The organism is Pseudomonas serbiensis, from assembly GCF_030580745.1.
Classification (GTDB): Bacteria; Pseudomonadota; Gammaproteobacteria; order Pseudomonadales; family Pseudomonadaceae; genus Aquipseudomonas; species Aquipseudomonas serbiensis.
Genome location: NZ_JAUQOO010000009.1, coordinates 208,128 through 232,520, shown reverse-complemented (window position 1 = coordinate 232,520; position 24,393 = coordinate 208,128). Strand labels below are relative to the sequence as shown.

Below are 24,393 nucleotides of genomic sequence, written 5' to 3'. Positions count from 1 at the left end.
GCAAGCGGGCTTATCACAAGACCACTCATAGCCATCATCGCTTTCGCCGCCATCCCAACCTGCTCAAGGCAGGCCCGGACCAAGTAGTGGTCAGTGGACCCGAACAGGTCTGGGTTGCAGACATAACGTATCTGCCAACGCAGGAAAGCGTGGCCTACGTGAGCTTTGTAACTGACGCGTACTCACGCAAGATCGTTGGCCATCATGTTCATGAAAGCCTGCATACCGAGTCGGTGATCAAAGCGCTGCAAAAAGCGGTTAGCGAGCGCGAAACCAAGCAACCTCTGATCCATCATTCAGATCGTGGCGCCCAGTACTGCTCTGACCTGTACCAGCGGTTACATACGGAACATGGGATCAGGTGCTCGATGACTGACGGCTATGACTGCTATCAGAACGCTATGGCCGAACGAATCAACGGGATTTTGAAGACCGAGTTTTTACTCCATCGACCTAAAAACCTGTCAGACGCCGTGAAAATGGTGGAGGAGTCGGTACTGATCTACAACGAAGAACGGCCGCATCTGGCCTTGAAATACAAAACGCCCGATGCGGTGCATCGGGCGTTTTGAGACCTGGATAGGTGTAAACCTATTTCAGGACTAGACACTTCAATCGATAAGTGCAGCGTACTTACTCGTTCACATTCATGAACTTCTTCGCCCACTCAACATAGTCTCCGGGTTGTGTGTAAGTGTGGGTAAGTTCAGTCGCGTTCATGTCGCTGGTGCTGCTTAGAATCTGGCGCTGTTCTCTCAGGCAGTCATAGGTTGCCTTGATCGATGCGAAGTAAGCCGCATGGCCGTCTACGCAGATCCGTACGCCCATCTTTGCAAGACGTTCGTTGTCATGCAGTGCAGGGTTTCCGTAAGTGACCAGCATCAATGGAACGGTTACCCCTTCGGATATCTGTTCCAGATGCTCGAAATCACGCACGCCTACAATAGTAATGCCGTCAGCGCCTGCACTTTGATATTGCTGAACACGGCTGATGGTTTCCTGTACGGGAATGATCGCGGCATTGGTGCGAGCGAAGATCGACAGTTCAGGATCGACACGGGCTTCCAGTGCTGCGCGGATCTTGCCTACGCCTTCTGCGGTGGAAATCAGGTCGGTGGACTTGCGGCCAAACTGGGCGGGCAGCAGCGTGTCTTCAATGGTAAGTGCCGCAACGCCTGCGCGCTCCAGCTCAGTGATGGTGCGCATGACATTGAGCGCGTTGCCATAACCGTGGTCGGCGTCTGCAATGAACGGAAGCTCTGCGACGCGGCCGATGCGAGTGGCCTGCTCAACGAATTCGCTCAGGGTTATAAGTGCGAAGTCGGGCGCTGCCAATACTTGCAGGGAGGCGACGGAGCCGCCGAGGATACCCACTTCAAAGCCCAGGTCCGCTGCGATTCGTGCAGACATGGGGTCGAAAACCGAGGCCGTGTGATAGCAGGAACTTGAAGAAGTGAGTGCGCGAAAGTTGCGGCGCAGATCTTGATGGGAAGCCTTAGGCATAATCGCTCCAAATGTGATTGGATCAGCTCAGCGTTACCGAGGCCGATGGTTTTTCAATGCACGGTTGGTCTGCCCGTGCATTCTTTTCGTCCGAAAATCAATGCAGTAGTCATCGTGGTTTTTAAGAAAGGGTGCAACTTGAAACAGGCAAGTTGAACTTGGCGCCAGTAGCTGAAAAAAAGTGCTATCAGCAGGCCAAATCCATTAAAGGCAGCATGCTACCACAGCATAAATGAAAAGATTATGCCGAATATGCGCATGGTTATGCGGATTCTGAAACGGGGATTACAAGGTTAAAGGCCTGTGTTAGAGCCTGTTGGAAGATGACGGACGGGCGTCCGTCATCTTCCTTATCCGACTCAGGCGGCTTTGGCTTGAGCCTGGTTCAGCGAACGGTTCAGGGCGCTGAACAGTGCGCGGAAGCTGGCGGTGGTGATGTTCTCGTCAATACCCACGCCATGGACAGCACGATCACCGTTGACGCGCAGTTCGATGTAGGCAGCGGCTTTGGCCGTGGTGCCGGAACCGATGGCGTGTTCGTTGTAATCCATGATTTCCACGCTGACTGGCAGACCGGCAACCAGTGCTTCCAGAGCACCTTTGCCCTTGCCACGCCAGTGTTGGGTTTCGCCATCGACATGCACTTCGGCATCGACCGAGCTGTTGCCGTTTTCTTCCTGCAGCTTATGGCTGATCAGGGCGTAAGGCGTGTTGGCTTGCAGGTACTCGCGACGCAGCAGCGAGTGGATCTGCTCGGCGGTCATTTCCAGGCCCAGACGGTCGGTTTCGCCCTGAACCACCTGGCTGAACTCGATCTGCATGCGACGTGGCAGGGAGATGCCGTATTCCTGTTCCAGCAGGTAAGTGATGCCGCCTTTGCCCGACTGGCTGTTGACGCGAATCACCGCCTCGTAGCTGCGACCGATATCGGCCGGGTCGATTGGCAGGTAAGGCACTTCCCACAGGGCGTCGTCTTTCTGCTGGGCGAAGCCCTTGCGGATAGCGTCCTGGTGCGAGCCGGAGAACGCAGTGTGAACCAGGTCGCCGACATAAGGAGCGCGTGGGTGAACCGGGATCTGGTTGCACTCTTCAACGACCTTGCGCACGCCGTCGATGTCCGAGAAGTCCAGGCCAGGATTGATGCCCTGGGTGTAGAGGTTCAAGGCGACGGTGACCAGATCCACGTTACCGGTACGCTCGCCGTTGCCGAACAGGCAGCCTTCGACACGGTCTGCACCGGCCATCAGGCCCAGCTCGGTGGCGGCAACGCCGGTGCCACGGTCGTTGTGGGTGTGCAGGCTGATGAGAACGCTGTCACGACGGGTGATGTTGCGACCGAACCACTCGATCTGGTCGGCATAGACGTTCGGAGTGGCGACTTCAACGGTGGCTGGCAGGTTGAGGATCACCTTGTTCTCTGGTGTCGGGTTCCACACCTCGATCACGGCATCGCAGACTTCCTTGGCGAACTCCAGTTCGGTGGCGCTGAAGGTCTCTGGCGAGTATTCGAAGGTCCATTGGGTTTCTGGCTGCTGGGCTGCGTATTTGACGAACAGCTTGGCGGCGTTCACGGCGATTTCTTTCACGCCGGCCTTGTCCTGGTTGAAGACAATACGACGGAAGGAAGGGCTGGTGGCGTTGTACAGGTGAACGATGGCTTTTTTCGCGCCGCGCAGGGATTCGAACGTACGCGCGATCAGGTCTTCACGGGCCTGGGTCAGCACCTGAATGGTGGTGTCATCCGGGATGTGGCCGTCTTCGATCAGGGTGCGCACGAAGTCGAAGTCGGTTTGCGATGCCGCCGGGAACGAAGCTTCGATTTCCTTGACGCCGACCTTGACCAGCGTTTTCCAGAAACGCAGTTTCTTGACCGAATCCATTGGCTCGATCAGCGATTGGTTACCGTCGCGCAAGTCCGAGCTGCACCAGATCGGCGTCGTAGTAATGGCTTTGGAAGGCCAGGTACGATCAGGCAGGTCGATGGTCGGGAACGCACGGTACTTCTTCGATGGATCTTTGAGCATGGTCATTTGATAAGTCCTTTGTACGGAGTAGGCCGAAAAGAGGCGGCCAGCCATTGACGCGCAAGACAGGGGCGAGGCACCGCAATCTAGCCTGGCAGTCGGGAACTGACCAGGCGAAGACACCGATGTTGGCGCAATAGAATGAGGGTTTGAGCGTTTTTCATGAAGCCAACCGTAACGATTGAGGTGAAAGTTGGCAAGCACCTGGAAAAAATTGAGATAAGTTCTCGAATTTCGGTTTTTGGCGAGTTTTTATCGCTGTTTAAAGGCGTTTATTGCTTGGTTATTGTGCGAGTTGAAAAGCGTGTGCAAACACCTTCGCGAATGAATTCGCTCCTACACGGCCCCCGTAGGAGCGAATTCATTCGCGAAAAAGGATTACGGCTGAAACGCACCAATGAATATCGCCGGGTCTACCCGCGCATCGTTCAGGCTGACGTTCCAGTGCAGGTGCGGACCGGTGGCGCGGCCAGTGGAGCCGACTTTACCCAGCAGCCCGCCGCGTGGCACGAGGTCGCCGGTCTTCACGTCGATCTTCGACAGGTGACAGAACATGCTGATAAGGCCTTGGCCGTGATCGACATACACCGTGTTGCCATTGAAGAAGAAATTGCCTGTCAGGATCACCTTGCCCGCTGCCGGAGATTTGATCGGCGTGCCTGTAGGCACAGCGAAGTCCAGGCCTGAGTGCGGGTTGCGTTCTTCACCATTGAAGAAACGGCGCACACCAAACTTGCTCGACAGCGGCCCGTTTACCGGTTTGTCGAAGATCAGGTTGCTCGGTGTACCGGGGCTGAACACCGCATAGCCGCCCAGCAGTTTTGGCGTTTCGCTGTTGATGCGCTTGGTGTCCTCGGGGTTCGGGTTGACCTGGCGCTTGTTCTGCAGGGTGATGTGCTGCTCCGGGTATTTCTTGCTGCCAACCGTAAAGCTCAGGTTGCGTCCGCCCGTCGTCAGTTGTTGTGTGCCGGGCTTGACCGTCAGCGGCAGGCCGACAATCGCCAGCCAGCGAATACCCTGCTCCTTGACCACCAGCACCGGTTTGCCCTGGAACGTGGCTTTCGGCGGCTGATTGCTGTCGCCCAGATCAATCACCGCGACGCCGCCGGGCACCGGTTTGTTGAGTGCGCGAGTGATGTAGCTATCGGCATGAGCGGGCAGGCATAGCAAAAGGGCGAGCAGCGGGGCGATAAAACGTAGCATCGATAGGTCAGTCCAGAAGAGAGAGGGTCACAGGCGTCAGGTGGTTATCCTCGACGCGCACTTGCAATTCGCCTTCGCCCAGCTTGGCCGTGAGTCGTTGGCCGGGTTGGGTTTGCGCTGCGTTTTGGATGGCATGGCCGCGTTCGTCGAGGAGGATACTGTAGCCGCGGCCCAGTGTTGCCAGCGGGCTTACGACATGAAGTGTCTGAATCTGGCTTTGCAGTTGCAGTTTGCGCGTCTTGATCTGTTCGCGCATGGCGCGTGGCAAGCGTTCGGCCAGGACGTCCAGCCGCTGGCGCAGGAAGGCCAGGGTGCGTCCTGGGTGCTGGGCGGCGAGACGACTGTCCATGTTCGCAAGACGCACCTGACGTTTTTGCATGCCTTGCTCAAAGGCGCGGCGCAGGCGCATGTCCAGGTCGTCCAGACGCTGGGCTTGCTGACGCAAGCGTTCACCGGGATGGCGCAGGCGGCGAGCAATACCGTCCAGGCGCAACCGCTCGCGCATGAGTCGATCCTGCATGCGGCTTATCAGCCGACGATTGAGGTTTTCTACCCGGCGATGCAAGTCGCTGGAGTCTGGCGCCAGCAACTCCGCAGCGGCGGAAGGGGTTGGCGCACGCACGTCGGCGACGAAGTCACTGATGGAAACATCGGTTTCATGCCCCACTGCACTGACGATAGGCGTCACGCAGGCATCGATTGCACGGGCCACGGCCTCTTCGTTGAAGCACCACAGGTCTTCCAGCGAGCCGCCGCCTCTGGCGAGGATCAAGGCATCGAAGCCTCTGGAGTCGGCCAGCTTGAGTGCCCGGACAATCTGCGCAATCGCTTCGCGGCCCTGGACCGCCGTCGGAATCAGGGTCAGCTCGACTTGCGGTGCCCTGCGGCGGAACACGCTGATTATGTCGCGTATCACTGCGCCCGTAGGAGAACTGATGATGCCAATGCGTTGCGGGTGCAGCGGCAGCGCGATCTTGCGCTCGGCGCTGAACAATCCTTCGTCGCTGAGCTTGGCTTTGAGTGCATCGAAAGCCAGTCGCAGAGCGCCATCGCCCGCAGGCTCGACAGTATCGAGGATCAGTTGATAGTCGCCGCGCCCTTCAAAGAGGGAAACCTTGCCGCGGACCTTGACCTGCAAGCCATCCTTGAGCGCCTGTCGTACACGCGCCGCGCTCTGGCGAAACAGCGCGCAGCGGACTTGCGCACCGGAGTCCTTGAGCGTGAAGTAGACATGGCCCGATGCCGGACGCGACAGGTTGGATATCTCGCCCTCGACCCAGATGCTGCTGAACACATCCTCCAGCAGCACGCGGGCGCGGCCGTTGAGCTGGCTGACAGTAAGGACTTCCCGGTCCAGGCCGAGTCTTGCGAAGGGATCTTTAATCATGGCGGCATCATAAAGGGATTTGCCCGGCAATCACCACTGGCGGTTTTCAGGTAGCGCAGCTATATAAGCAGCGCGTGGTGAATTCAGGGAGAGTCGTGTGGCGGGCGTCGAGTTGAGCATGTGGTTCAGCCAGCTGGGCTTTGCGCCGCTGGATCTGCTGTGGATCGAGCTGGCGGTGGTGGCGGCCTATGTGGTGTTCGGCGTTGCCGGTTTTGGCACGGCGCTGGTTGCCGGGCCTGTCCTGATTCATTTCATGCCGCTGTCGCGGATCATTCCTTTATTGGTGATGCTGGATTTCCTGGCAGCGTTTGGGAATCTGTTGCCTTCCCGGCAATCGGTGGTCCGTTCCGAGTTGCTTCGTCTGCTGCCCTGCATGGCGGTTGGGTGTACCTTGGGTGTGCTGTTTCTGCTCAATCTGAAATCCGATGTGCTGCTTTTATTGATGGGGTTGTTCGTCACCGCGTATGCGCTTTACAGCCTTGCGGTGAAGGTGCGACCGACGCAACTGGCGGCGGGCTGGGCGATACCGATGGGCACGATCGGTGGTTTGTTCGGCGCCTTGTTTGGCAGTGGCGGCTTTCTCTATGCGATTTACCTTAATAGTCGCCTGACTTCCAAGGAACAGGCGCGTGCCACGCAAAGCGCGCTGATCAGTTGCAGCACCATCGTGCGCCTTGGGCTGTTCCTGCTGGCCGGGGTCTATGCCGAAATCCCGTTGCTGCTTCTGGCAGCCTGTTTATTGCCTGCCATGTTGCTGGGCTCATGGATCGGCAGATCTCTGGTGATGAAGCTGTCACGCGAAGCCTTTGTGCGGCTGGTGACCTGGCTGGTGCTGATCAGTGGCCTGGCGCTGATCGGCCGCTACATTGCCGGTTGATGAGCCGAGGGTTGGGGCTGACCTGTTAAACTGCCGCCCCCCGATCAGCTTTCAGCGACACATTGCCATGAACACCCAAAGCATCATCGTTCCGCAAATCTCCAGTTTTCCCGGGCATGAGGCTCGTGCGCGTCTGATCCTGCGCTGGCTGGTCAAGCTCAATGTGGTCGAGCCGGAACTGAGCACCTGCGGGCGGACCTACAACAAGATGGCCTATGCCATTGCTCCGGGCGCAAGAAGGGTGGTGCAGCACCCCGACGCCTTGCCGTTCGGGCAAGCCGTCAACGGGCTGGAAATCGTGACCAGGCGCTGTATCTTCACGCCACTGAACAACTTTGCCGAAGAAGCTGGCTGCCCTGAGTGCCGTCGGGAAATCGGTGAGGCGCTGTTCGATAGCCTGGAAGACTGGATGCCCGGCCATACCGATAACTTCATCTGCCCCGAATGCCGCCATGAAGACGATATCAACGGCTTTCTGTTCCTGGATGCCTGCGGTTTTTCCAACCTGGGATTCATCTTCAATAACTGGCTCGATGCTTCGTTCACTCAGAGCTTTCTCGACGACTTCGCCGAACGTCTGGACCGCCCGGTTTCCTTCGTCAAAGTCCGACTATAAGTTCGTTTGATATTAGGCTGAGGTTTGCATTGAGCCTGCGCGGGTGTGTAGGTATAATGGCGCGCTTCCAATTTTCCCGCCCGGGAGCCCCCGCGATGCTGCGTATCAGTCAAGAAGCCCTAACATTCGACGACATTCTCCTTGTGCCCGGTTATTCCGAGGTGCTGCCCAACGAAGTCAGTCTGAAAACCCGTTTGACCCGTGGCATTGAACTGAATATCCCTTTGGTTTCCGCTGCAATGGATACTGTCACCGAAGCCCGTCTGGCCATCGCCATGGCTCAGGAAGGTGGTATCGGTATCATCCACAAGAACATGACCATCGAGCAACAGGCTGCTGAAGTTCGCAAGGTCAAGAAGTTCGAGGCCGGTGTCGTCAAGGACCCGATCACCATCGAGGCTGACGCCACGGTACGTGACCTGTTCGAGCTGACCCGCCTGCACAACATCTCTGGCGTACCTGTCCTGCATGATGGCGACCTGGTCGGCATCGTGACTTCCCGCGACGTACGCTTTGAAAACCGTCTGGATATCCCTGTTCGCGAAGTGATGACGCCTAAAGAGCGTCTGGTCACCGTACGCGAAGGCGCAGACAAGAACGAAGTGCGCGATCTGCTGCACAAGCACCGTCTTGAAAAGGTCCTGATCGTCGACGCCAGGTTCGCGCTCAAGGGCATGATGACCGTCAAGGACATCGAAAAGGCCAAGGCCTACCCGCTGGCGAGCAAGGACGACCAGGGTCGTCTGCGTGTCGGCGCTGCTGTCGGTACTGGCAAGGACACTGGCGATCGCGTTTCGGCGCTGGTTGCTGCCGGTGTTGACGTCGTAGTTGTCGATACTGCTCACGGTCACTCCAAAGGCGTGATCGACCGCGTTCGCTGGGTCAAGGAAAACTTCCCTGAAGTGCAGGTCATCGGCGGCAACATCGCCACCGGCGCTGCTGCCAAGGCTCTGGCTGCTGCCGGCGCCGACGCAGTCAAGGTCGGTATCGGTCCTGGCTCGATCTGCACCACCCGTATCGTTGCTGGCGTAGGCGTGCCGCAAATCAGCGCTATCGCCAACGTTGCCGCTGCCCTTGAAGGCACTGGCGTTCCCCTGATCGCCGACGGCGGCATCCGTTTCTCGGGTGACCTGTCCAAGGCCATCGTTGCCGGCGCAAGCTGCGTGATGATGGGTTCGATGTTTGCCGGTACTGAAGAAGCTCCGGGCGAAATCGAACTGTTCCAGGGCCGCTCCTACAAGGCTTATCGCGGCATGGGTTCGCTGGGCGCCATGTCCCAGGCGCAAGGTTCTTCGGACCGTTACTTCCAGGATTCGTCCGCAGGTGCCGAGAAGCTGGTGCCGGAAGGTATCGAAGGCCGTGTGGCCTACAAGGGTTCGCTGTCGGCCATCATCCATCAACTGATGGGTGGCCTGCGTTCTTCCATGGGCTACACCGGTAGCGCCGATATCGAAGAAATGCGCACCAAGCCCGAGTTCGTACGCATCACCGGCGCTGGCATGGCTGAGTCCCACGTCCATGACGTGCAGATCACCAAGGAAGCGCCGAACTATCGTGTCGGCTAAGGCCGACAGCTGATAGCTTCAAGCTTTAAGCTACAAGCGGTAGTTGCGCTTATGCAGCTACCGCAGATTCCGATAACTTGCAGCTTGCAGCTTAAAGCTCGCAACTGCTCATCAGAGCTCCTTCCATGGCCCTCGATATTCACGCCCACCGTATCCTGATCCTCGATTTCGGCTCCCAATACACCCAACTGATTGCCCGCCGCGTGCGTGAAATCGGTGTGTACTGCGAACTGCATCCGTTCGACATGGACGATGAAGCGATTCGCGAATTCGCTCCACGCGGGATCATCCTCGCTGGCGGCCCCGAGTCCGTCCACGAAGCCAACAGCCCGCGTGCTCCGCAAGCTGTGTTCGACTTGGGCGTGCCGGTCTTCGGTATCTGCTACGGCATGCAGACCATGGCCGAGCAGTTGGGTGGCCGCGTTGAAGGCTCCGACCTGCGCGAGTTCGGTTACGCCCGTGTCGACGTGGTCGGCAAGAGCCGCATACTCGACGGCATCGAAGACCATGTCGATGCCGATGGCGTCCTGGGCCTCGATGTCTGGATGAGCCACGGCGACAAGGTCACCGAAATCCCGGACGGCTTCCACGTCCTGGCCAGCACACCAAGCTGCCCTATCGCCGGCATGGCTGACGATACCCGTGGCTACTACGGCGTGCAGTTCCACCCGGAAGTGACCCACACCAAGCAGGGCGGTCGCATCCTGTCGCGTTTCATCCTCGATATCTGTGGTTGTGAAGCGCTGTGGACCCCGTCGCACATTGCTGAAGACGCGATTGCCAGCATCCGCGCCCAGGTCGGTACCGACAACGTCCTGCTGGGCCTGTCTGGCGGCGTCGATTCTTCCGTGGTCGCAGCTTTGCTGCACAAAGCCATTGGCGATCAACTGACCTGCGTCTTCGTCGACAACGGCTTGCTGCGTCTGCACGAAGGCGAGCAGGTCATGGCCATGTTCGCCGAGAACATGGGCGTCAAGGTGATCCGCGCCAACGCCGAAGAGCAGTTCCTGAACAATCTGGCTGGCGAAAGCGACCCGGAGAAAAAGCGCAAGATCATCGGTCGCACCTTCATCGACGTGTTCGATGCCGAATCCTGCAAGCTCGACAACATCAAGTACCTGGCGCAAGGCACCATCTACCCGGACGTCATCGAGTCGGCTGGCGCGAAAAGCGGCAAGGCTCACGTCATCAAGTCGCACCACAACGTGGGCGGCCTGCCGGAAGAAATGAACCTCAAGCTGGTTGAACCCCTGCGCGAGCTGTTCAAGGACGAGGTCCGCCGCCTCGGCCTGGAACTCGGCCTGCCGTACGACATGGTCTACCGCCACCCATTCCCGGGCCCGGGCCTGGGCGTGCGCATCCTGGGTGAAGTGAAAAAGGAATACGCCGACCTGCTGCGTCGTGCCGACCACATCTTCATCGAAGAACTGCGCAAGGCCGACTGGTACCACAAAGTCAGCCAGGCATTCGTCGTCTTCCAGCCAGTCAAATCGGTTGGCGTCGTAGGCGATGGCCGCCGCTACGCCTGGGTCGTCGCCCTGCGCGCCGTAGAAACCATCGACTTCATGACCGCACGTTGGGCACACCTGCCTTACGAACTGCTGGAAACCGTCAGCGGGCGGATCATCAATGAGATCGAAGGGATTTCGCGGGTGACTTACGATGTTTCGAGTAAGCCGCCGGCTACGATTGAGTGGGAATGATCCTGCGTCCGGCATTGTCCGGCACGATCTAGCAAGAAATGCCCTGGAGCCCGCGTAATTGCGGGCTTTTCGCTTTTGGGGCTAGCAAACTCAGATAGCAGAGCTTGCTACCGTAGCACGAGCGCGAGTCGCGCCTCGTTCGATCGGGGCAAATTAAACCGCCTGCACCCTGGCCAGTTGCTCGCCTTCAAGCCAAGTGCTGATGTCGCTGGCGCGCATGGGTTTGGAGAACAGGTAGCCTTGGGCCCAGGCGCAGCCGAGGTTTTTCAGGGCGTCGAGTTCTGCGGCGGTTTCCACGCCTTCGACGATGCATTCCAGCTTCATGTCCTGGCACAGGGCAATCAGTGACTTGACGATCTTGAAGCTGGCCGGGTTTAGGTGGATGTTGGTGACGAAGGTGCGGTCCACCTTCAGTTTGGTCAGCGACAGCGCGTGGATCTGGCTCAGGCTGGAATAGCCTGTGCCGAAGTCGTCGAGGGAAATGCCGCAGCCCAGTTCGCGAAACCGGCTGATTGCTCGCTGGGTCTGCAGCAGGTCCTGGATGACCGCAGTTTCGGTGATTTCCAGATCGAGGCAGGCCGGGTCGAAACGGCTGCTTTTGATCAGCTCGACGATCTGCTGGGCGGCTTCCTCCGAACCACAGTCGTGGGCGGACAGGTTGAATGACAGGCGGATACCCGCAGGCCAGCTCGCGGCTGTGTCCAGCGCCTTGCTCAGCAACGGCACCGTTAGGCGATTGACCATGCCGACGCGCTCGGCAATCGGGATGAACTCACTGGGCGGCACGTTACCCAACTCCGGGCTTTCCCAGCGTGCCAGGGCCTCGAACGCGACGGTTTGCTGGCTGTGAACATCCACAATGGGCTGGAACACCACGTGAAACTCCTCATCCAGATCGGCCCTGCGCAGGGCCTGTTCGGTCAGCCCTTCGCGATTGAGCTGCTGGCGATGGGCTGCGCTGAACAGGCAGACCGTGCCGGGGCGGTGGCGCTTGCTCTGATACAGGGCATAGTCGGCGTATTCATACACTTGCGTTGCGTCGGATGCCTGATCCGGGAAGGTCGCGATGCCCAGTGACGCACTGATCTGGATAGGGATGTCCACCAGCAGAAACGGCTCGCGCATGCTGGCGCAGATTTTCTCGCCAAACGCCCGCAACTGATCGTCGCTCATGGCCTGAGTGATGATCAGGCCGAACTCGTCGCCTCCCAGCCGGGCCAGGTGTACATCTTCGTCGAGCAGCCCGGTCAGGCGCTGGCCAACCTGACAGAGCAGTTTGTCACCAATGCTATGACCATACAGATCGTTGACCGGCTTGAAGCCATCCAGGTCGATCAGCCCCACGGCAAGGCGAATCTCCTGCTCGCGGGCGCGGGACAGCAGCGTATCGAGGCGGGAAAAGAACTGCCGCCGATTGGCCAGTCCGGTCAGGCTGTCCTGATTGGCCAGGTGAAGGTTTTCCTCGCTGAGTTTTGCCGTCTGCGCCTGCATGTTCACCAGCCGGGTGAAGTCGGCGTACTGCGCCTTGAGAATGATCAGCATGGCGATGGACACCAGCAGGACGTCAATCGCAGTGGCAATAAAGGTAATGATATTGGTGGACGCGAAGAACACCACGAACGCCGTGTTGACCACTGCTGTGGTGGCCAGGGCTGCTGGCAGCAGGTGCATCATGCAAAAAATGCAGCCGATGACGGTGATCGCCATATAAAAGGCGACATGCGCCTGGGCATAGCTGTCGCCATAGGGAAACAGCGCCAGCGACCAGGCGGTGAACGCCACGGCGACAAACGGCGCGAGCATATTGGTGCGCTTCAGCGCCGCGAGCATCTGCTCCGGGCTACGTGTCCGCCCGCGCGTGCGCATCCATTCCGCGGCACGAATCACTCCGAACAACGTCATGATCAACGGGCAATACACCACCAGCCAGCGCGGCGCGACCGCAAAGTGGGTGCCCGCCAGCATCAGGGTGTTGATCAGCAGGATGAAATACATCATGGGCAATTGGCGAGACAGCGCGATGTATTGCGCCTTGACCAGCCCAGGATTGTCCTTGGGCACAGACATCAACGCTCGCACGCCGAGCAGTGTTTTCTTCATCAGACGACGCTCTGAAAATACAACCAGATAAATAACCGAACGGATTATCCTTTCCAGACCGGATCGAGCAGGGCTAGAAACTGCTCTCATGGGATCGTGTCGGCCAATCCTCTGATTTCTACAATCGTTACGACTAGTGGCACTTTGATTTCGTTCCGCCAACCGGTGGTAATAGTTGTAAGCGGGGCAGGCACCGTCGAACAGCATCGACAATTAATGGCCAGTGGGCTGTCATCTGCGACGATTGGCGCTTTTCCGAAGGTGAGACGGTTTTTAACTTTTGGCTTAAGACGGTGCCTGTGGGGTTTTGGTTTGGAGGTCAAGAACTTCAATCTCAACAATACATGGCCCCCTAAATCTCCCTCCCAGCCGCACTATCAAACTGCAACCTCGCCTCTTCAACCTCCGGCAATTTCAGCAGTGTCCATTTGTGCAGCTCACGAAATGGCTGTTGCAGGCTTTGGCCTAGCGGGGTGATTTCGTATTGCACTGCCACGGGCGAAAGCGAGATGACCTGTCGGGAAACCAGTCCATTACGCTCCAGTCGTCTCAGGCATTGTGTGAGCGCCTTTTGGGTCACGCCTTCCAGTCGACGTTTGATGGCGTTGAAGCGGTGTGGCTCTTCATCCAGAACAGCCAGAACCATCATGGACCACTTGTCTGCGATCTGATCAAACAGTGCGCGACTGGGGCAGTCCGACGAAAAACATTGTGGCTGTATTTCGAGCATCAGGTTTCCTCAGGTATACCTAGGCGACTCAAGGTGCCTAATTGACATTAAGTTTACAAAATATACTTATATGCCTTCCGAAATCAATGGATTCAACTTCGATGTCAAACCTTGATACCAGCGTTTTATTCCGTCCTTTTTCCATCGGCTCTCTGGAGTTGAAAAACAGGATTGTCATGGCTCCGATGACGCGCCTCTTCGCTCCGGAGGGCATACCGGGTGAGGCGAGTGCTGCCTATTATCGCCGTCGGGTGGAAGGGGGCGTTGGGTTGGTTCTGTCGGAAGGCACGGTCATTGATCGCCCGGCGTCACGTAATGAGGCCAGCATTCCTTTTTTCCATGGTGACGCGGCGTTGGCCGGATGGAAGAACGTGATCGATTCGGTTAAAGGTGCGGGTGGTCGCATGGGGCCGCAACTCTGGCACACCGGTGCAGTACGTAGCGACAGAGGTTGGGAGCCGGATGCGCCCGTTGAAAGCCCGTCTGGCCTCAATACGCCAAGTGATCCGCGCGGTGTGGCGATGAGCGAAGAGGATATTGCCGATACGGTGGCTGCGTATGCCAAGGCCGCTGCAAATGCCAAACGCCTGGGCTTCGACACCGTCGAGATTCATGGGGCTCATGGTTACCTGATCGATCAGTTCTTCTGGGCGGGCACCAATCAGCGTACCGACCGTTATGGCGGCCCGACCATCAAAGAGCGCTCGCGCTTTGCCAGCGAGATCGTTGCTGCCGTTCGTGATGCGGTCGGCCCCGAATTCCCGATCATCATGCGCGTCAGCCAGTGGAAGCAGCAGGATTTTGGCGTGCGTGTCGCCGAGACACCAGCGTTGATGGAAGACTGGCTGCTTCCGCTGGTCGAGGCCGGTGTCGACGTGCTGCACTGTTCGCAACGCCGCTTCTGGGAGCCTGAGTTCCCCGAGATTGATGGCGAAAACGGATTGAACTGCGCGGGCTGGGCCAAGAAGGTGACCGGGGCCGCAAGCATTAGTGTGGGTTCGGTTGGTCTGGACAACGATGTAACCAATGCCTTTGCCGGCAAGGGTTCGGCCCCTGCGCTTGCGAGTCTGGACCGGCTTGTCGAGCGCATGGAGCGCGAAGAGTTTGACCTGATCGCTGTAGGCCGTGTACTGCTGAGTGATCCGGACTGGGCGTCGAAGGTAGAAAGTGGAGAACTCGCAACGTTGGGCGGATTCAACCCCGCTTCTTTAGCCGAGTTGGTTTAAGCGTCTTGTGATGCAGCTCCCGTGTTACGGGAGTTGCTCTGCAATCGTTCGATACTCGTGAATAGGAAATGTCGGCATGCTCAAGCCCGCTTGAATACGGGCTTTTTTTCACCCCCGAATTATCTGGAAAGTCCCTGTGATGGCACGTTAATCTCATCTACCCATACCCACACAGTACCCCCTGAAAGGAATCACCATGTCTGAACGCTTCCAGTTCGGTTGTGCCTGTTGCAGTCCCCATATGTTGCCGACTTATCAGCACGATCACAGTCAGTGGCAGGACTTGCTCGCTGAAGTGGCCCAGCAGAAAGGCCCAAAAGGGTTGCCGCAGGCTGTGATCTTTCATGGCGGACATATTTATCCGGACCCTGAGCACCCCGAGCATCCTGTCGAGGCTATCGGGATCGCCAACGGTAAGGTGATCGAGAGCGGTATGCTTCATGGTGTGCGTGAGGCGATGAAAAAGTACGAGCCGGTTGAGCGGCAGCTCACGGGTGATGAGACTCTGTTGCCGGGCCTGATCGATCCGCATGCGCACCTGATCTCGAGCGCACTCATGACCACCTGGACGGATTTGTCGCCGTTTAACGGGCAGGACCTGAATACGGATTACAGCATTGAAGTGGTCAAGGAGCGGCTCCGCAAAGCCGTCAAGGCGGCGAGCGAGTTAGCACAGCCGTGGGTGACCGGTTATGGCGTCGATCCTTCGTTGATGACGGTCTGGAAAGACATCGATGCCAAGTTCCTCGATGAGATCAGCGCCGGTACCAAGGTCCAGATTTTTCTGCTCAACGCCTCTGGTCACATCAGCTATGCCAACACTCTTGCGCTGAAGGCGGCCGGGCTCGACAAGGAATACCCGACAGGGGTCCTGACCGAGCAGCAATCCCAACTGATGATAAAAGCAATGCCAGCTACTACACCTCAGCAGATCTTCGACGGACTGAAGATCGTGTTTCGGCAGGCGAACGAGCGTGGCATCACAACCGTGTTCGATGCGAGCGTCGGTCTGATTGCAGGGACGGTTGAGGTCCCACTGATGAAAGGGCTGGCGGCGACCTCGGCGATGACGCTCCGGGTAGGCGGCGCGCTGTACGGTAATAGCAACGACTTTATGACCTGGATCGATTGCTACAAGCCCGAGTTGTCGAGTGACGGAAACAGCCTGTTTACATTGCGTGCGATCAAGCTGATCGCCGACGGCTCGAACCAGGGGTTGACCGGGTTGCAGAGCCAGCCATACCACTGCTGCGAAGAGCATTCTGTGCCAGGCGTCGGTGCCTACGGACTGTTCAACTACGATCCGGTGAGGAAACTGGCGGACGTGATGGCGTTGGCGAACTCGGCGGGCTGGCCGATTCTGACGCACGCCAACGGCGACGAAGGCATCGCCAACGTGCTGGCTGCCTATCAGATGGCACTCAGCAAGGTGCCGCCTCCGCCAGCACCCAAGCGGCCTTTCCCGACTGAACCTGCCTGGGCCGGGCAACGCCACCGGATCGAACACGCTTCGTTGCTTCACGATGATGCAATCGGCCTGATGAAGCGGATGGCGATCTCGCCAAGCTTTCTGATCGGTCACGTCGGTTACTGGGGTAAGGCGTTCAGGGACACGATTCTCGGTGCCGAGCGTGCATTGCTGCTGGACCGTTGCGCCTCGGCGTTGAAAGCGGGCCTGCGAATCAGCCTGCACAGCGACCATTTCGTCACGCCGTTCGGCCCGCTGCGTTATATGGAACAGTCGATCGGGCGTGTGATGGAGGCCTTGAAGGACAAGACTCCGGTGAACGAGGATGACAATGTGCTGAACCCGGATGAGCGTCTTAATGTGCATCAGGCGTTGCGTGCAGTGACGATCGATGCGGCCTGGCAATGCCATCTTGATCATCAGGTCGGCTCGCTGTTGCCGGGCAAGCAGGCCGATCTCGTGATCCTGGCGAAAAACCCGTTGCAGTGGCCGATGATTCACGCCAAGGGAATGCGCGACATCGGGGTACGGGAGACTTGGGTAAACGGCAGCCAGGTGTTTCCAGTCCTGCTGTGATGCCCATGTTGCTCCTGTAACCAGATGACCAAAAGAAAGCCCCTGAACTCAGGGGCTTTCCTGCATCTGGCAGATCAATACTTCCACGTCACCGAAGCCGTCAGATTCCGTGGCGCGCCATAGTTGGTGGAGCCTGCCGACTGATACAGCGACAGCAAGTATTTGCGGTCGGTGACGTTGTTCATGTTCAGCGATGTGCTCCAGTGCTCGTCGATGTCGTAGCTGGCCATCAGGTCCACCAGGGCGTAGGCCTCCTGGCTGACATTACTGTTGGTGTCCAGCTCGGTTGAGCTTTGCCATTGAAGGCGGGTGCCGACTTTGGCTTTGGGCAGGCCGGGCAGGCGATAAGTCAGGCTGCCGCGCAAGGTATGAGCAGGGATGTACTTGCGAGCCTCCTCGCCATCGTCGTCTTCGATCCGCACAAAGTTATAGCCGCCAGCCAGTTCGAGGCCGGTCAGTACTTCGCCGGAGGCTCCCAGTTCGATGCCCCGGCTTTTGACGTTCGTGCCGCGATAGACGTATTGGCCACCCACGATTTCCCCGGTGAGTTCGGCGACGTTTTGCTGGTCTGTCTTGAATACCGCAGCAGTCACGGTCAGTCGTTCATCGAGCAGGCGACCTTTCACACCGGCTTCCATGCTTTTGCCTTCAAGTGGCAGGATCACTCCACCACTGGTGCTGCGCACGTATTGAGGTTTGAAGATCTCCGTCCAGCTGGTGTACAGGCTCCACTGTGGCGTGAGGTCATAAACCAGGCCGGTATAGGGCGTGACCTTGCCGTGTACTCGGGTGTTGTGTGGCGAGCCGTAGCCAGCCCCTTCGCCATCGGCGCTGAGCATGCGTGCCCCGGCGATCCAGTGCAGTTCATCGACAAGGCTGAAGCGCGCCCCGGCGAACAGGCTTTTCTGGCGGTCGGTGAACAGTTGTGTATTGAGGTCGTCGGTGTAGTTCAGTGCCGGTTGCACCACGTTGCCGGCCAGTGCATCGGAGAGGCTGACAAGCTGGTTGCCCGATGCATCTCTGTAGTGCCCGCGCTCGTCATGATGGGTGCGCCCGTAATTGGCGCCCACGGTCAATTCATGTTCCCGTCCGAGGAATTTGAATGGGCCGGACAGCCGCGCTTCACCCGTCACCTGATGTTCCGTGCTGGTGGTGCGGTTGATATAGGCATAAGCATCGGTAGCCGTTGCCGGGATGGCGTACAGCATTTTGGTATCGGAGTCCTGGCTCATTCCTGCCAGGGTGACAGTGCTTGCCCAGCCATTGTCGAAAGCGTGTGTCAGCTCGATGAAAGCGCGTTTGGTATGGACGTCCCAGTAGGTCCACGGCTGGCCGACGCTGGAACTGCGGCTGCTGTAGTGAATACGGTTGCCTGCGTAATCGGCGATAGGCAAGGCTCCCCAGGTGCTGCCATTGGAGTAGCTGTTCTGTTGGGTAAAGCCCACGGTCAGGGTGTCGGCATCGGACAGGTCAAAGGCCAGCAAACCCGCTGCCACATTGACTTCGTGGCTGTACTGATCGAGGTAGGAGTTACCTTTGTCGTGGGAGGTGATGAAGCGTCCGCGAACGTTGCCGCTGTCTGTCAGGGGGCCGGATACATCCAGGCCCAGTCGGCGGTTGTCCCAGGAGCCGATGCTGCTGTCGATTCTGGCCTGGAAGGTATCGGTAGGCCGTTTGCGGACCAGATTGACGGTAGCCGACGGGTCACCCGTGCCGCTCATGAGCCCGTTGGCGCCATGCAGTACGTCGACCTGCTCGAATTCCGTCATGTCTTGATCGCCGACCAGCACGCCGCCCGAAAATGGCAGGCTCATGCCGTCGTATTCAAAGTTTTCGATCTTGAAGCCACGCGAGGTAAAGGCGGTGCGATCGGTTTCGAACTGTTCGACGGTGACGGATGGCGCGTTGCGCAACGCCTCTTTCACGCTGTTGAGTTTGAAGTCGTCCATTTGCTCGCGGGTTACTACGGTGATCGCCTGTGGTGTGTCCTTGTCACTCAGGCCCAGGCGCGTAGTGCTGGAAACGGGTTTGCCCTGATAGCCTTGGCTCGGGCTGTCGTCTTGCATGGCGCGATACTGAATCTGGGTAGGACCAAGGATCACTTCGTTGCCCACACTTTTATTGTCTGACGGGACAAGGTAAACCGTGACCGCGTCAGTGCGAGCGAAGCTGTAGCCACTGCCTTGCAGTAACTTCGTCAATGCTTCCTCGGCTGAATAACTGCCGATGACTGCGCTACTGCGCAAGGTCGCGTCAAGGTTGCCGTCGAGCAGCACGTTCTGCCCGGATTGTCGGCTGAATATCAACAGTGCCTGACGTAGCTGTTGCGCAGGAATATTGAGCGACAGCTTTTCTACAGTGCTTGCAGCGGCCTGACCTGATGCTCCGTGAGCCTGAACGGTACCGACGAGTAAAGCACACGCGAGTGCTGCGCCAAGGGCATTACGCTGCCAGCGGGGATCGGTTTTCAGGCTCGGGTTTGGTATTTTGGCCATTCAGGTCGCTTCCTATGAAGTGCGCGCAGATATGCGAATATCAATCAGTCCCGTTAAGACGGATGAGCAATCGCGATTCCTGAAGGTGTCTTGAATTATTTATGCGCGAAGTTTCAGGCGGGGTAGATCAGCGTGACCAAGTCGGTGTAGCGAGTCGTACGCACCGACAGAGCTCTGGCAAGGACATCCAGCATCTGATCGGGCCTGTTCAGGTTGAGGATCAGGCTGACCCGGCGTGCAGCGAGTCGCTTGTCCATGATGAAGATTTTCCCTTCTCGCCATCGCTGCAATTCATCGACAACGGTGAGCAGCGGGGTGTCGAAGAATGCCAGGCGGCCATCGCGCCAGGCCAGTATTTGCTCCAGCTCGGCGTGTTGAATCGTACCGGTCTGGTTGGGGCTGAAGCGTACGGAAAAGCCTTCTTCCAGGTCAGTCTGTTGAGTGGCCGTGACGACCCGTACGTTCTTTCGAGTGACTGCCAGCCGGGCGCTTGCCTTGTCGCATGCCAGGCAGAATTCGCCTTCACGAGCGAGCACCTGGCCCGCTTCCGTATTGATCTGAAGCTCAATGGCAGCAGGCACCACGCTGAAAAACGCTTCGCCCTGCAGCAGTTCCACTGAGCGTCTGGAGGATGAAAAGTCCAGATTCAGGGCTGTATCTGCGGCAAGGTCCACGGTCGAGCCGTCCGGCAAGTTCACCTGACGACGCTCGCCCACGGCGGTACGCACATCTGCAAAGGGTGAGCCTGTTCCCTTGAGCCAGAAGGAGGTCGCACCCGCCGTGACTGCCACAGCGCTGGCGGCGACCCCAAGACCGACGAAGCGACGCCGGGACAGTTGAGTGCGCGCCACGGGCGGTTCAGGTTTCAGCAAGAGTGCCGATGCGGCCCATAGACTTTCCAGCTCGGCATAGGCCTGAGCATGCTGAGCAGAGGCCTCTATCCACCTTGCCAGTTCCTCGCGCTCGGCCTGAGTTGGCGATCCGCCATTCATCAACGCAAACCAGACGCTGGCCTGATGGCTTATATCATCAGGCTGACGTGCGGATTGATCGAGCAAGGGCGGTTCGGGATTCATTGGATAATCAATTCAACTGGAAAGAGTACTGGCGGGTGATTGTAATCCAGCCTGTTCACATGCGTTGGCTGTTGCGACAGATACAGGCTCACTTGGACATGCCAAGCTTCAGTAAGTCCAGTGCCTTGACCATACGGCTATAGGCCGTTTTCGGAGAAATGCCGAGGCGTTCGCCAATCTCGGCATAGGTCATGCCTTCGACCCGTACCATCAGGAAAACCTCGCGACAAGGCGCAGGCATGCGTTGAATCACCTCGTTCAAGGTTGCCAGTTGCTGGTTGGCGATGGCTGCCTGTTCAAGGGTTGGCGTTCTTTGCCCGACGCTGCTCATTTCCTGGCTTTCCAGCGGCTCGCTTTTACGATGTTCCTGGCGTCTGGTGTGATCGATAAACAGGTTTCTGGCGCTGGAAAACAGATAGGCGCGGAAGTTTTCTATCCGTGTACGACCCATCTGCTCGGAGAGGCGAATGAACGTGTCCTGCGTCAGGTCGGCAGCGGTCTCTTTGCAACGCAAGCGGCGATCCAGGTATTCCTGGATTTCTGCGCGATGGGCGAGATACAGCGCCTTGAGATCTGAACCGGACATAAAGCCACCTTGGCTGACATGCAAGCGAGCGCGGGAAAATATCACAAACGAGAATCGTTTGTGTTGAGGCTTGGTATCAAAGTGCATTTTCAGCCGGCAGAGATGATGGATGGCGATCAAAGTCGAGCCATGGCGCCCCTAAAAAGGGCGGATACAATCGCTGAGTTCTATCCGCCTCTTGTTCATTTACCTCGGCACCTTCTAGCTGACATCCTTCATTCCCATCAATTTCAGCGCATCGACCAGTTGGCCCAGATTGTCAAAAGGGCGGCCGCTGATGGCCTGCCATCTAGGGCGTTCGATAAAGAACTTGCCGCGGCTGGTCTTGATGGCCGTTCGCACGATAGCGCCATCCGAGGCGCGGTGGATCAATAGCGGGCTGCCTGTATTTCTATTGATGACAAACATTCCCGGAATGATCAGGCGATTTTCTATCGTTGGTTGTGGATACACCTTGTTGATTGCCATCTGCATTCTGAAGTCGCTTTTGACGAAAGTGGGCAGCCTGCCGATCTCGCCATTCATGACCTGGCCCGGGTCAATCGAAAAGCCTTCGGGCTGGCCCAGGCTGACGTCCTCGGCTCTTATGCCTATGACCCCTTCCAGTTCGCTGATGCCGGGCACCCCTTCATAGGTATTGGCGTGCGCATTGCCGACCAGCGCCAGCCATTTGCCTTTAGGGCCTAGGTTCGGTGCATCGGCCTGGATGGTGGTGTGAGCGAAGTAGTTCATCATTTTGATACGCAGCAGCCCATCGGAGTCGTTCATGCCGACAATTCGATAACTGGCCATGCAGTCGAGGGGCTGGATACGGATGTGGTTCTCATTGGCGGCATTCACCAGTTCGAGAAAGGTGTACTGCCCCATGGGGTCTGTGTGATGACCTGTGTCCAGGTTTCGCAGGTAGGTTTTCAGATTGCCCGGCATGTTCCCCGATTCGGCAAACGTTTTCAGGTCCTGCAAATGGAAGTCGTTGAGCAGATGTTCCATATACAGCGTTCTGACATTAAGTTTTTTCAACAGGCGCATGTTATCGATCAGGAATTTCTTGCTGCCTAATTCGGCGTGGCTTTCCCCGATAACCAGGCCAGGAGCATTGGCCAGGATTTTCTGCAGTGTGGATTTACAGGTGTCGGTGGCTTCAAGCCGTGGCATCTCAGGCCTTTGCGGCAACTTTGTCTGACTGAAGAACTGGAAGGCATCCGTACGCAATCGCTCTCTCAGTGCCCTGAAATCAATATAGGGGTCTGTCCATGAATGAAGCCTGGCCCAATCCCCCTGCAAGACCTTGCGGTCTCCACCATTGGCTGCAACGGCGAGATCCTGCTTCATGTTTTCGGGGACGTCGTAGGCGCTGGCCCTGATTGGGTAATTGACTCGCGATGACCTCAGGCTTGATACCACGGGGCCTCCGCCTCTAAGGCCATTGGTCTTGAGCGTTTCCCACTGGCCGGCCGCATTGATGCGTATCGGGACATTGCGGTAGAACGAGAAAGGATTGTTCGGGTCGATAATGGCCCAGCCGTTCATCTCGTTAATGAAGCGAACGCGGTAAGTCTCGCCCTTGATCGAAACGTAGGTACTGCCGTCAGTCAGTTGATAGATACCCTGCATGCGGCCACTTTGCGCCACGGGAGAGCCGACAAGCGAGACCGTGCTCTTGAAGTCTTCAGGCAGCTCCGGCGCCTTGGCCGGTATCACTGCTGATGTCTCTGTGATTACAGGGGCAATGCCTGGCTCGACCTCGGTTGCAACAGGCAATGTTGCTTCGTGAGCGATAACGGGGTGTTCTGCTTCCGGAAAACCGCCGATCAGGAACAGGCTGTTGAACAGCACGTCCACTCCGCTGGTGATGGCCCCGATGACACCTGCCTTGCGCTCGGCAGTGGTGTGGCCGTTGACCGCCTGATCGATGTTCAGCCCCATGTCCGCCAGCCCGGCACCCACCACGGCCAGCGCAACAGGCCAGTCAATAGCCGCCAGTGGGCCGATGACATGGGAGAACGCATTGAGATAGCCGATCCACATCTGCTTTCGCAGGTCCGAATTGGAGCGCATGGACAGATTGGCATCGGCGTTCATGCGGGTGCGTGCGCTGTCCCGAAGCCAGGTGAATGCATCCATGCCCAGGTCGCGGTCATTTTGATTGATCAATGAGGTGCTGGCAGTGGGCAGCAGATCCATCAGATGGTTGAGGCCGACGTCGTTGCTGATTTCGTTGCGCATTGAAAGCGGGAAATGCGAGAGCAATCGTGCCCGGTCACCGACTTTCGTTGTTTCGCTGACGAGCCAGGTTTTCAAGTGCTCCGGCGTATCGAAAACATGAATAGGGGTGATTTCCCCGGGTATATAGATAATTTGTCGGCCCTTGGGAGTCACGATGCGCAGGATATCGCTGGCTTCATGACCGCCGAGATCAAAGGCCGTGACACGTACTCCGGCAGGCGCGCTGGTTGTAGCAGTCAGCATCGACAACTGGATCGGTGTGTGAATATTGTTCGCGACAGCCTGAATGATCGACTGGGTGTCCTGGGCGGATAAATGACCGTTGTGCCGATCCTCCAGGACCTTGGACAGGAAGTTGGCTTTGCTGAGGGTACGGAAGTCCTCGGCGCAGTTTTGCCAGAAGCTGGCAAGTTTTGCCTTGTATTGCGTGCTGAAATCGATAGCCCACAAATCGCTCATGACATCTGAAACAAGCATTTTTATTTCAGTGTGCTCATCGTAGACATCGGCCTGCGGCCCGGCTGTGTAAAAGCCACTCATCGTTTGCAGTTCGTCTGCATAGTCCTGATCCTCTGCGTTGAATCGATGCAGGATCAGTTGCGGCAGGGTCATTGACTCGATTGGCGAACCATAATGCTGCCAGCCACTGAAGGTGACATGGCTGCTCACCGCCGTGGTAAAGCGGTGCCAGTAGACGGTGTCTGGAGAAATCGTCAGGCCGGTGTGTTTGCGCAGGATATTCCCGGCTGTTTCCAGGGCCTGCTGGCGCATGTCGGGGCAGCTTTCTGCAAGGCGTCGGGCGATGCTTTTCAGCGTCATCCGGTCCTGGGAAAAGGGCGGGGCGGATGCGGGGGTGTTGTTCTGGTTCACAGGTTTTATCTCGTGTATGGAATCCTCCAAGCGTGTCGTGAATCGTGAGAACGGGAGCGCTAGATAGTTAGTGCGGTATGGATGCTCTTATCTTTCCCTAAACGCAGGTGTATCGTATTCGCCCCTCGCACCCACTCTCAGGTGCATCCCGCAGTCGTTCTT

At 57.7% G+C, this 24,393-nt stretch carries 17 protein-coding genes; 7 read left to right on the top strand and 10 right to left on the bottom strand.

From position 1 onward, the window contains the following. Positions 1-572, top strand: a 572-nt coding sequence (locus Q6A51_RS14205; RefSeq protein WP_304575045.1) for an IS3 family transposase, incomplete at its 5' end; no start/stop codon positions are given. Positions 573-633: 61 nt separating this feature from the next. Here the strand turns inward: Q6A51_RS14205 and Q6A51_RS14200 are convergent. The 4 genes from Q6A51_RS14200 to xseA form a co-directional block, all read right to left on the bottom strand. Next, positions 634-1,503 carry an isocitrate lyase/PEP mutase family protein gene (locus tag Q6A51_RS14200; protein WP_201017953.1) on the bottom strand — a complete coding sequence of 290 codons (870 nt, stop codon included), beginning with the start codon at positions 1,501-1,503 and terminating at the stop codon, positions 634-636. Positions 1,504-1,862: 359 nt separating this feature from the next. Next, positions 1,863-3,533, bottom strand: a complete 1,671-nt coding sequence (gene leuA / locus Q6A51_RS14195; RefSeq protein WP_201003753.1) for a 2-isopropylmalate synthase — start codon at positions 3,531-3,533, stop codon at positions 1,863-1,865. 372 nt (positions 3,534-3,905) lie between these two features. After that, a complete protein-coding gene (locus Q6A51_RS14190; protein ID WP_201003751.1) occupies positions 3,906-4,730 on the bottom strand; it encodes a peptidoglycan DD-metalloendopeptidase family protein in 825 nt (274 codons plus the stop codon). Positions 4,731-4,737: 7 nt separating this feature from the next. Then, entirely contained in the window at positions 4,738-6,117 is a 1,380-nt protein-coding gene (xseA, locus tag Q6A51_RS14185; protein ID WP_201017952.1) for an exodeoxyribonuclease VII large subunit, read from the bottom strand. 118 nt (positions 6,118-6,235) lie between these two features. Here xseA and Q6A51_RS14180 point away from each other — a divergent pair, with 118 nt between their 5' ends. The 4 genes from Q6A51_RS14180 to guaA all read left to right on the top strand — a co-directional run bounded on the left by Q6A51_RS14180 (position 6,236) and on the right by guaA (position 10,878). Then, positions 6,236-6,994, top strand: a complete 759-nt coding sequence (locus Q6A51_RS14180) for a sulfite exporter TauE/SafE family protein (RefSeq protein ID WP_304575054.1) — start codon at positions 6,236-6,238, stop codon at positions 6,992-6,994. A gap of 67 nt (positions 6,995-7,061) precedes the next feature. Further along, the gene (locus Q6A51_RS14175; RefSeq protein ID WP_201017950.1) at positions 7,062-7,610 is read left to right on the top strand and encodes a sugar ABC transporter ATPase; all 549 of its coding nucleotides are present in this window, start codon (positions 7,062-7,064) and stop codon (positions 7,608-7,610) included. Between the two features lie 95 nt (positions 7,611-7,705). Next, positions 7,706-9,175 carry an IMP dehydrogenase gene (gene guaB, locus Q6A51_RS14170; RefSeq protein WP_304575044.1) on the top strand — a complete coding sequence of 490 codons (1,470 nt, stop codon included), beginning with the start codon at positions 7,706-7,708 and terminating at the stop codon, positions 9,173-9,175. Between the two features lie 125 nt (positions 9,176-9,300). Beyond that, a complete protein-coding gene (gene guaA / locus Q6A51_RS14165) occupies positions 9,301-10,878 on the top strand; it encodes a glutamine-hydrolyzing GMP synthase (RefSeq protein ID WP_025258858.1) in 1,578 nt (525 codons plus the stop codon). Between the two features lie 153 nt (positions 10,879-11,031). Here guaA and Q6A51_RS14160 read toward each other — a convergent pair whose 3' ends face one another. Together Q6A51_RS14160 and Q6A51_RS14155 are read right to left on the bottom strand one after the other, a co-directional pair. Then, positions 11,032-12,978 (bottom strand): putative bifunctional diguanylate cyclase/phosphodiesterase, encoded by a 1,947-nt coding sequence (locus tag Q6A51_RS14160; RefSeq protein ID WP_201017947.1) that lies wholly within the window; start codon positions 12,976-12,978, stop codon positions 11,032-11,034. A 352-nt stretch (positions 12,979-13,330) separates the two neighbouring features. Beyond that, the gene (locus tag Q6A51_RS14155) at positions 13,331-13,708 is read right to left on the bottom strand and encodes a winged helix-turn-helix transcriptional regulator (RefSeq protein WP_201003731.1); all 378 of its coding nucleotides are present in this window, start codon (positions 13,706-13,708) and stop codon (positions 13,331-13,333) included. Positions 13,709-13,809: 101 nt separating this feature from the next. Between Q6A51_RS14155 and Q6A51_RS14150 the strand changes: the two genes are divergently transcribed. Together Q6A51_RS14150 and Q6A51_RS14145 are read left to right on the top strand one after the other, a co-directional pair. Then, entirely contained in the window at positions 13,810-14,934 is a 1,125-nt protein-coding gene (locus tag Q6A51_RS14150) for an NADH:flavin oxidoreductase (protein ID WP_201017946.1), read from the top strand. A gap of 295 nt (positions 14,935-15,229) precedes the next feature. Beyond that, positions 15,230-16,978, top strand: coding sequence for an amidohydrolase (locus Q6A51_RS14145; RefSeq protein WP_304575043.1), 1,749 nt, complete (start codon positions 15,230-15,232; stop codon positions 16,976-16,978). Between the two features lie 74 nt (positions 16,979-17,052). Here the strand turns inward: Q6A51_RS14145 and Q6A51_RS14140 are convergent, their stop codons facing one another. The 4 genes from Q6A51_RS14140 to Q6A51_RS14125 all read right to left on the bottom strand — a co-directional run bounded on the left by Q6A51_RS14140 (position 17,053) and on the right by Q6A51_RS14125 (position 24,231). Continuing rightward, positions 17,053-19,473, bottom strand: coding sequence for a TonB-dependent siderophore receptor (locus Q6A51_RS14140; protein WP_304575042.1), 2,421 nt, complete (start codon positions 19,471-19,473; stop codon positions 17,053-17,055). A gap of 113 nt (positions 19,474-19,586) precedes the next feature. Then, entirely contained in the window at positions 19,587-20,549 is a 963-nt protein-coding gene (locus Q6A51_RS14135; protein WP_304575041.1) for a FecR family protein, read from the bottom strand. An 88-nt stretch (positions 20,550-20,637) separates the two neighbouring features. Further along, positions 20,638-21,135, bottom strand: coding sequence for an RNA polymerase sigma factor (locus tag Q6A51_RS14130; protein ID WP_201017943.1), 498 nt, complete (start codon positions 21,133-21,135; stop codon positions 20,638-20,640). Positions 21,136-21,336: 201 nt separating this feature from the next. Then, positions 21,337-24,231 carry a membrane-targeted effector domain-containing toxin gene (locus tag Q6A51_RS14125; RefSeq protein ID WP_304575040.1) on the bottom strand — a complete coding sequence of 965 codons (2,895 nt, stop codon included), beginning with the start codon at positions 24,229-24,231 and terminating at the stop codon, positions 21,337-21,339. Positions 24,232-24,393: the final 162 nt, after the last annotated feature.

Excerpts from the sequence above, each read along its gene's own strand:
- Q6A51_RS14200 (WP_201017953.1), bottom strand. The coding sequence starts at position 1,503 with ATGCCTAAGGCTTCCCATCAAGATCTGCGCCGCAACTTTCGCGCACTC.
- leuA (WP_201003753.1), bottom strand. The coding sequence starts at position 3,533 with ATGACCATGCTCAAAGATCCATCGAAGAAGTACCGTGCGTTCCCGACC.
- Q6A51_RS14190 (WP_201003751.1), bottom strand. The coding sequence starts at position 4,730 with ATGCTACGTTTTATCGCCCCGCTGCTCGCCCTTTTGCTATGCCTGCCC.
- xseA (WP_201017952.1), bottom strand. The coding sequence starts at position 6,117 with ATGATTAAAGATCCCTTCGCAAGACTCGGCCTGGACCGGGAAGTCCTT.
- Q6A51_RS14180 (WP_304575054.1), top strand. The coding sequence starts at position 6,236 with ATGTGGTTCAGCCAGCTGGGCTTTGCGCCGCTGGATCTGCTGTGGATC.
- Q6A51_RS14175 (WP_201017950.1), top strand. The coding sequence starts at position 7,062 with ATGAACACCCAAAGCATCATCGTTCCGCAAATCTCCAGTTTTCCCGGG.
- guaB (WP_304575044.1), top strand. The coding sequence starts at position 7,706 with ATGCTGCGTATCAGTCAAGAAGCCCTAACATTCGACGACATTCTCCTT.
- guaA (WP_025258858.1), top strand. The coding sequence starts at position 9,301 with ATGGCCCTCGATATTCACGCCCACCGTATCCTGATCCTCGATTTCGGC.
- Q6A51_RS14160 (WP_201017947.1), bottom strand. The coding sequence starts at position 12,978 with ATGAAGAAAACACTGCTCGGCGTGCGAGCGTTGATGTCTGTGCCCAAG.
- Q6A51_RS14155 (WP_201003731.1), bottom strand. The coding sequence starts at position 13,708 with ATGCTCGAAATACAGCCACAATGTTTTTCGTCGGACTGCCCCAGTCGC.
- Q6A51_RS14150 (WP_201017946.1), top strand. The coding sequence starts at position 13,810 with ATGTCAAACCTTGATACCAGCGTTTTATTCCGTCCTTTTTCCATCGGC.
- Q6A51_RS14140 (WP_304575042.1), bottom strand. The coding sequence starts at position 19,473 with ATGGCCAAAATACCAAACCCGAGCCTGAAAACCGATCCCCGCTGGCAG.
- Q6A51_RS14135 (WP_304575041.1), bottom strand. The coding sequence starts at position 20,549 with ATGAATCCCGAACCGCCCTTGCTCGATCAATCCGCACGTCAGCCTGAT.
- Q6A51_RS14130 (WP_201017943.1), bottom strand. The coding sequence starts at position 21,135 with ATGTCCGGTTCAGATCTCAAGGCGCTGTATCTCGCCCATCGCGCAGAA.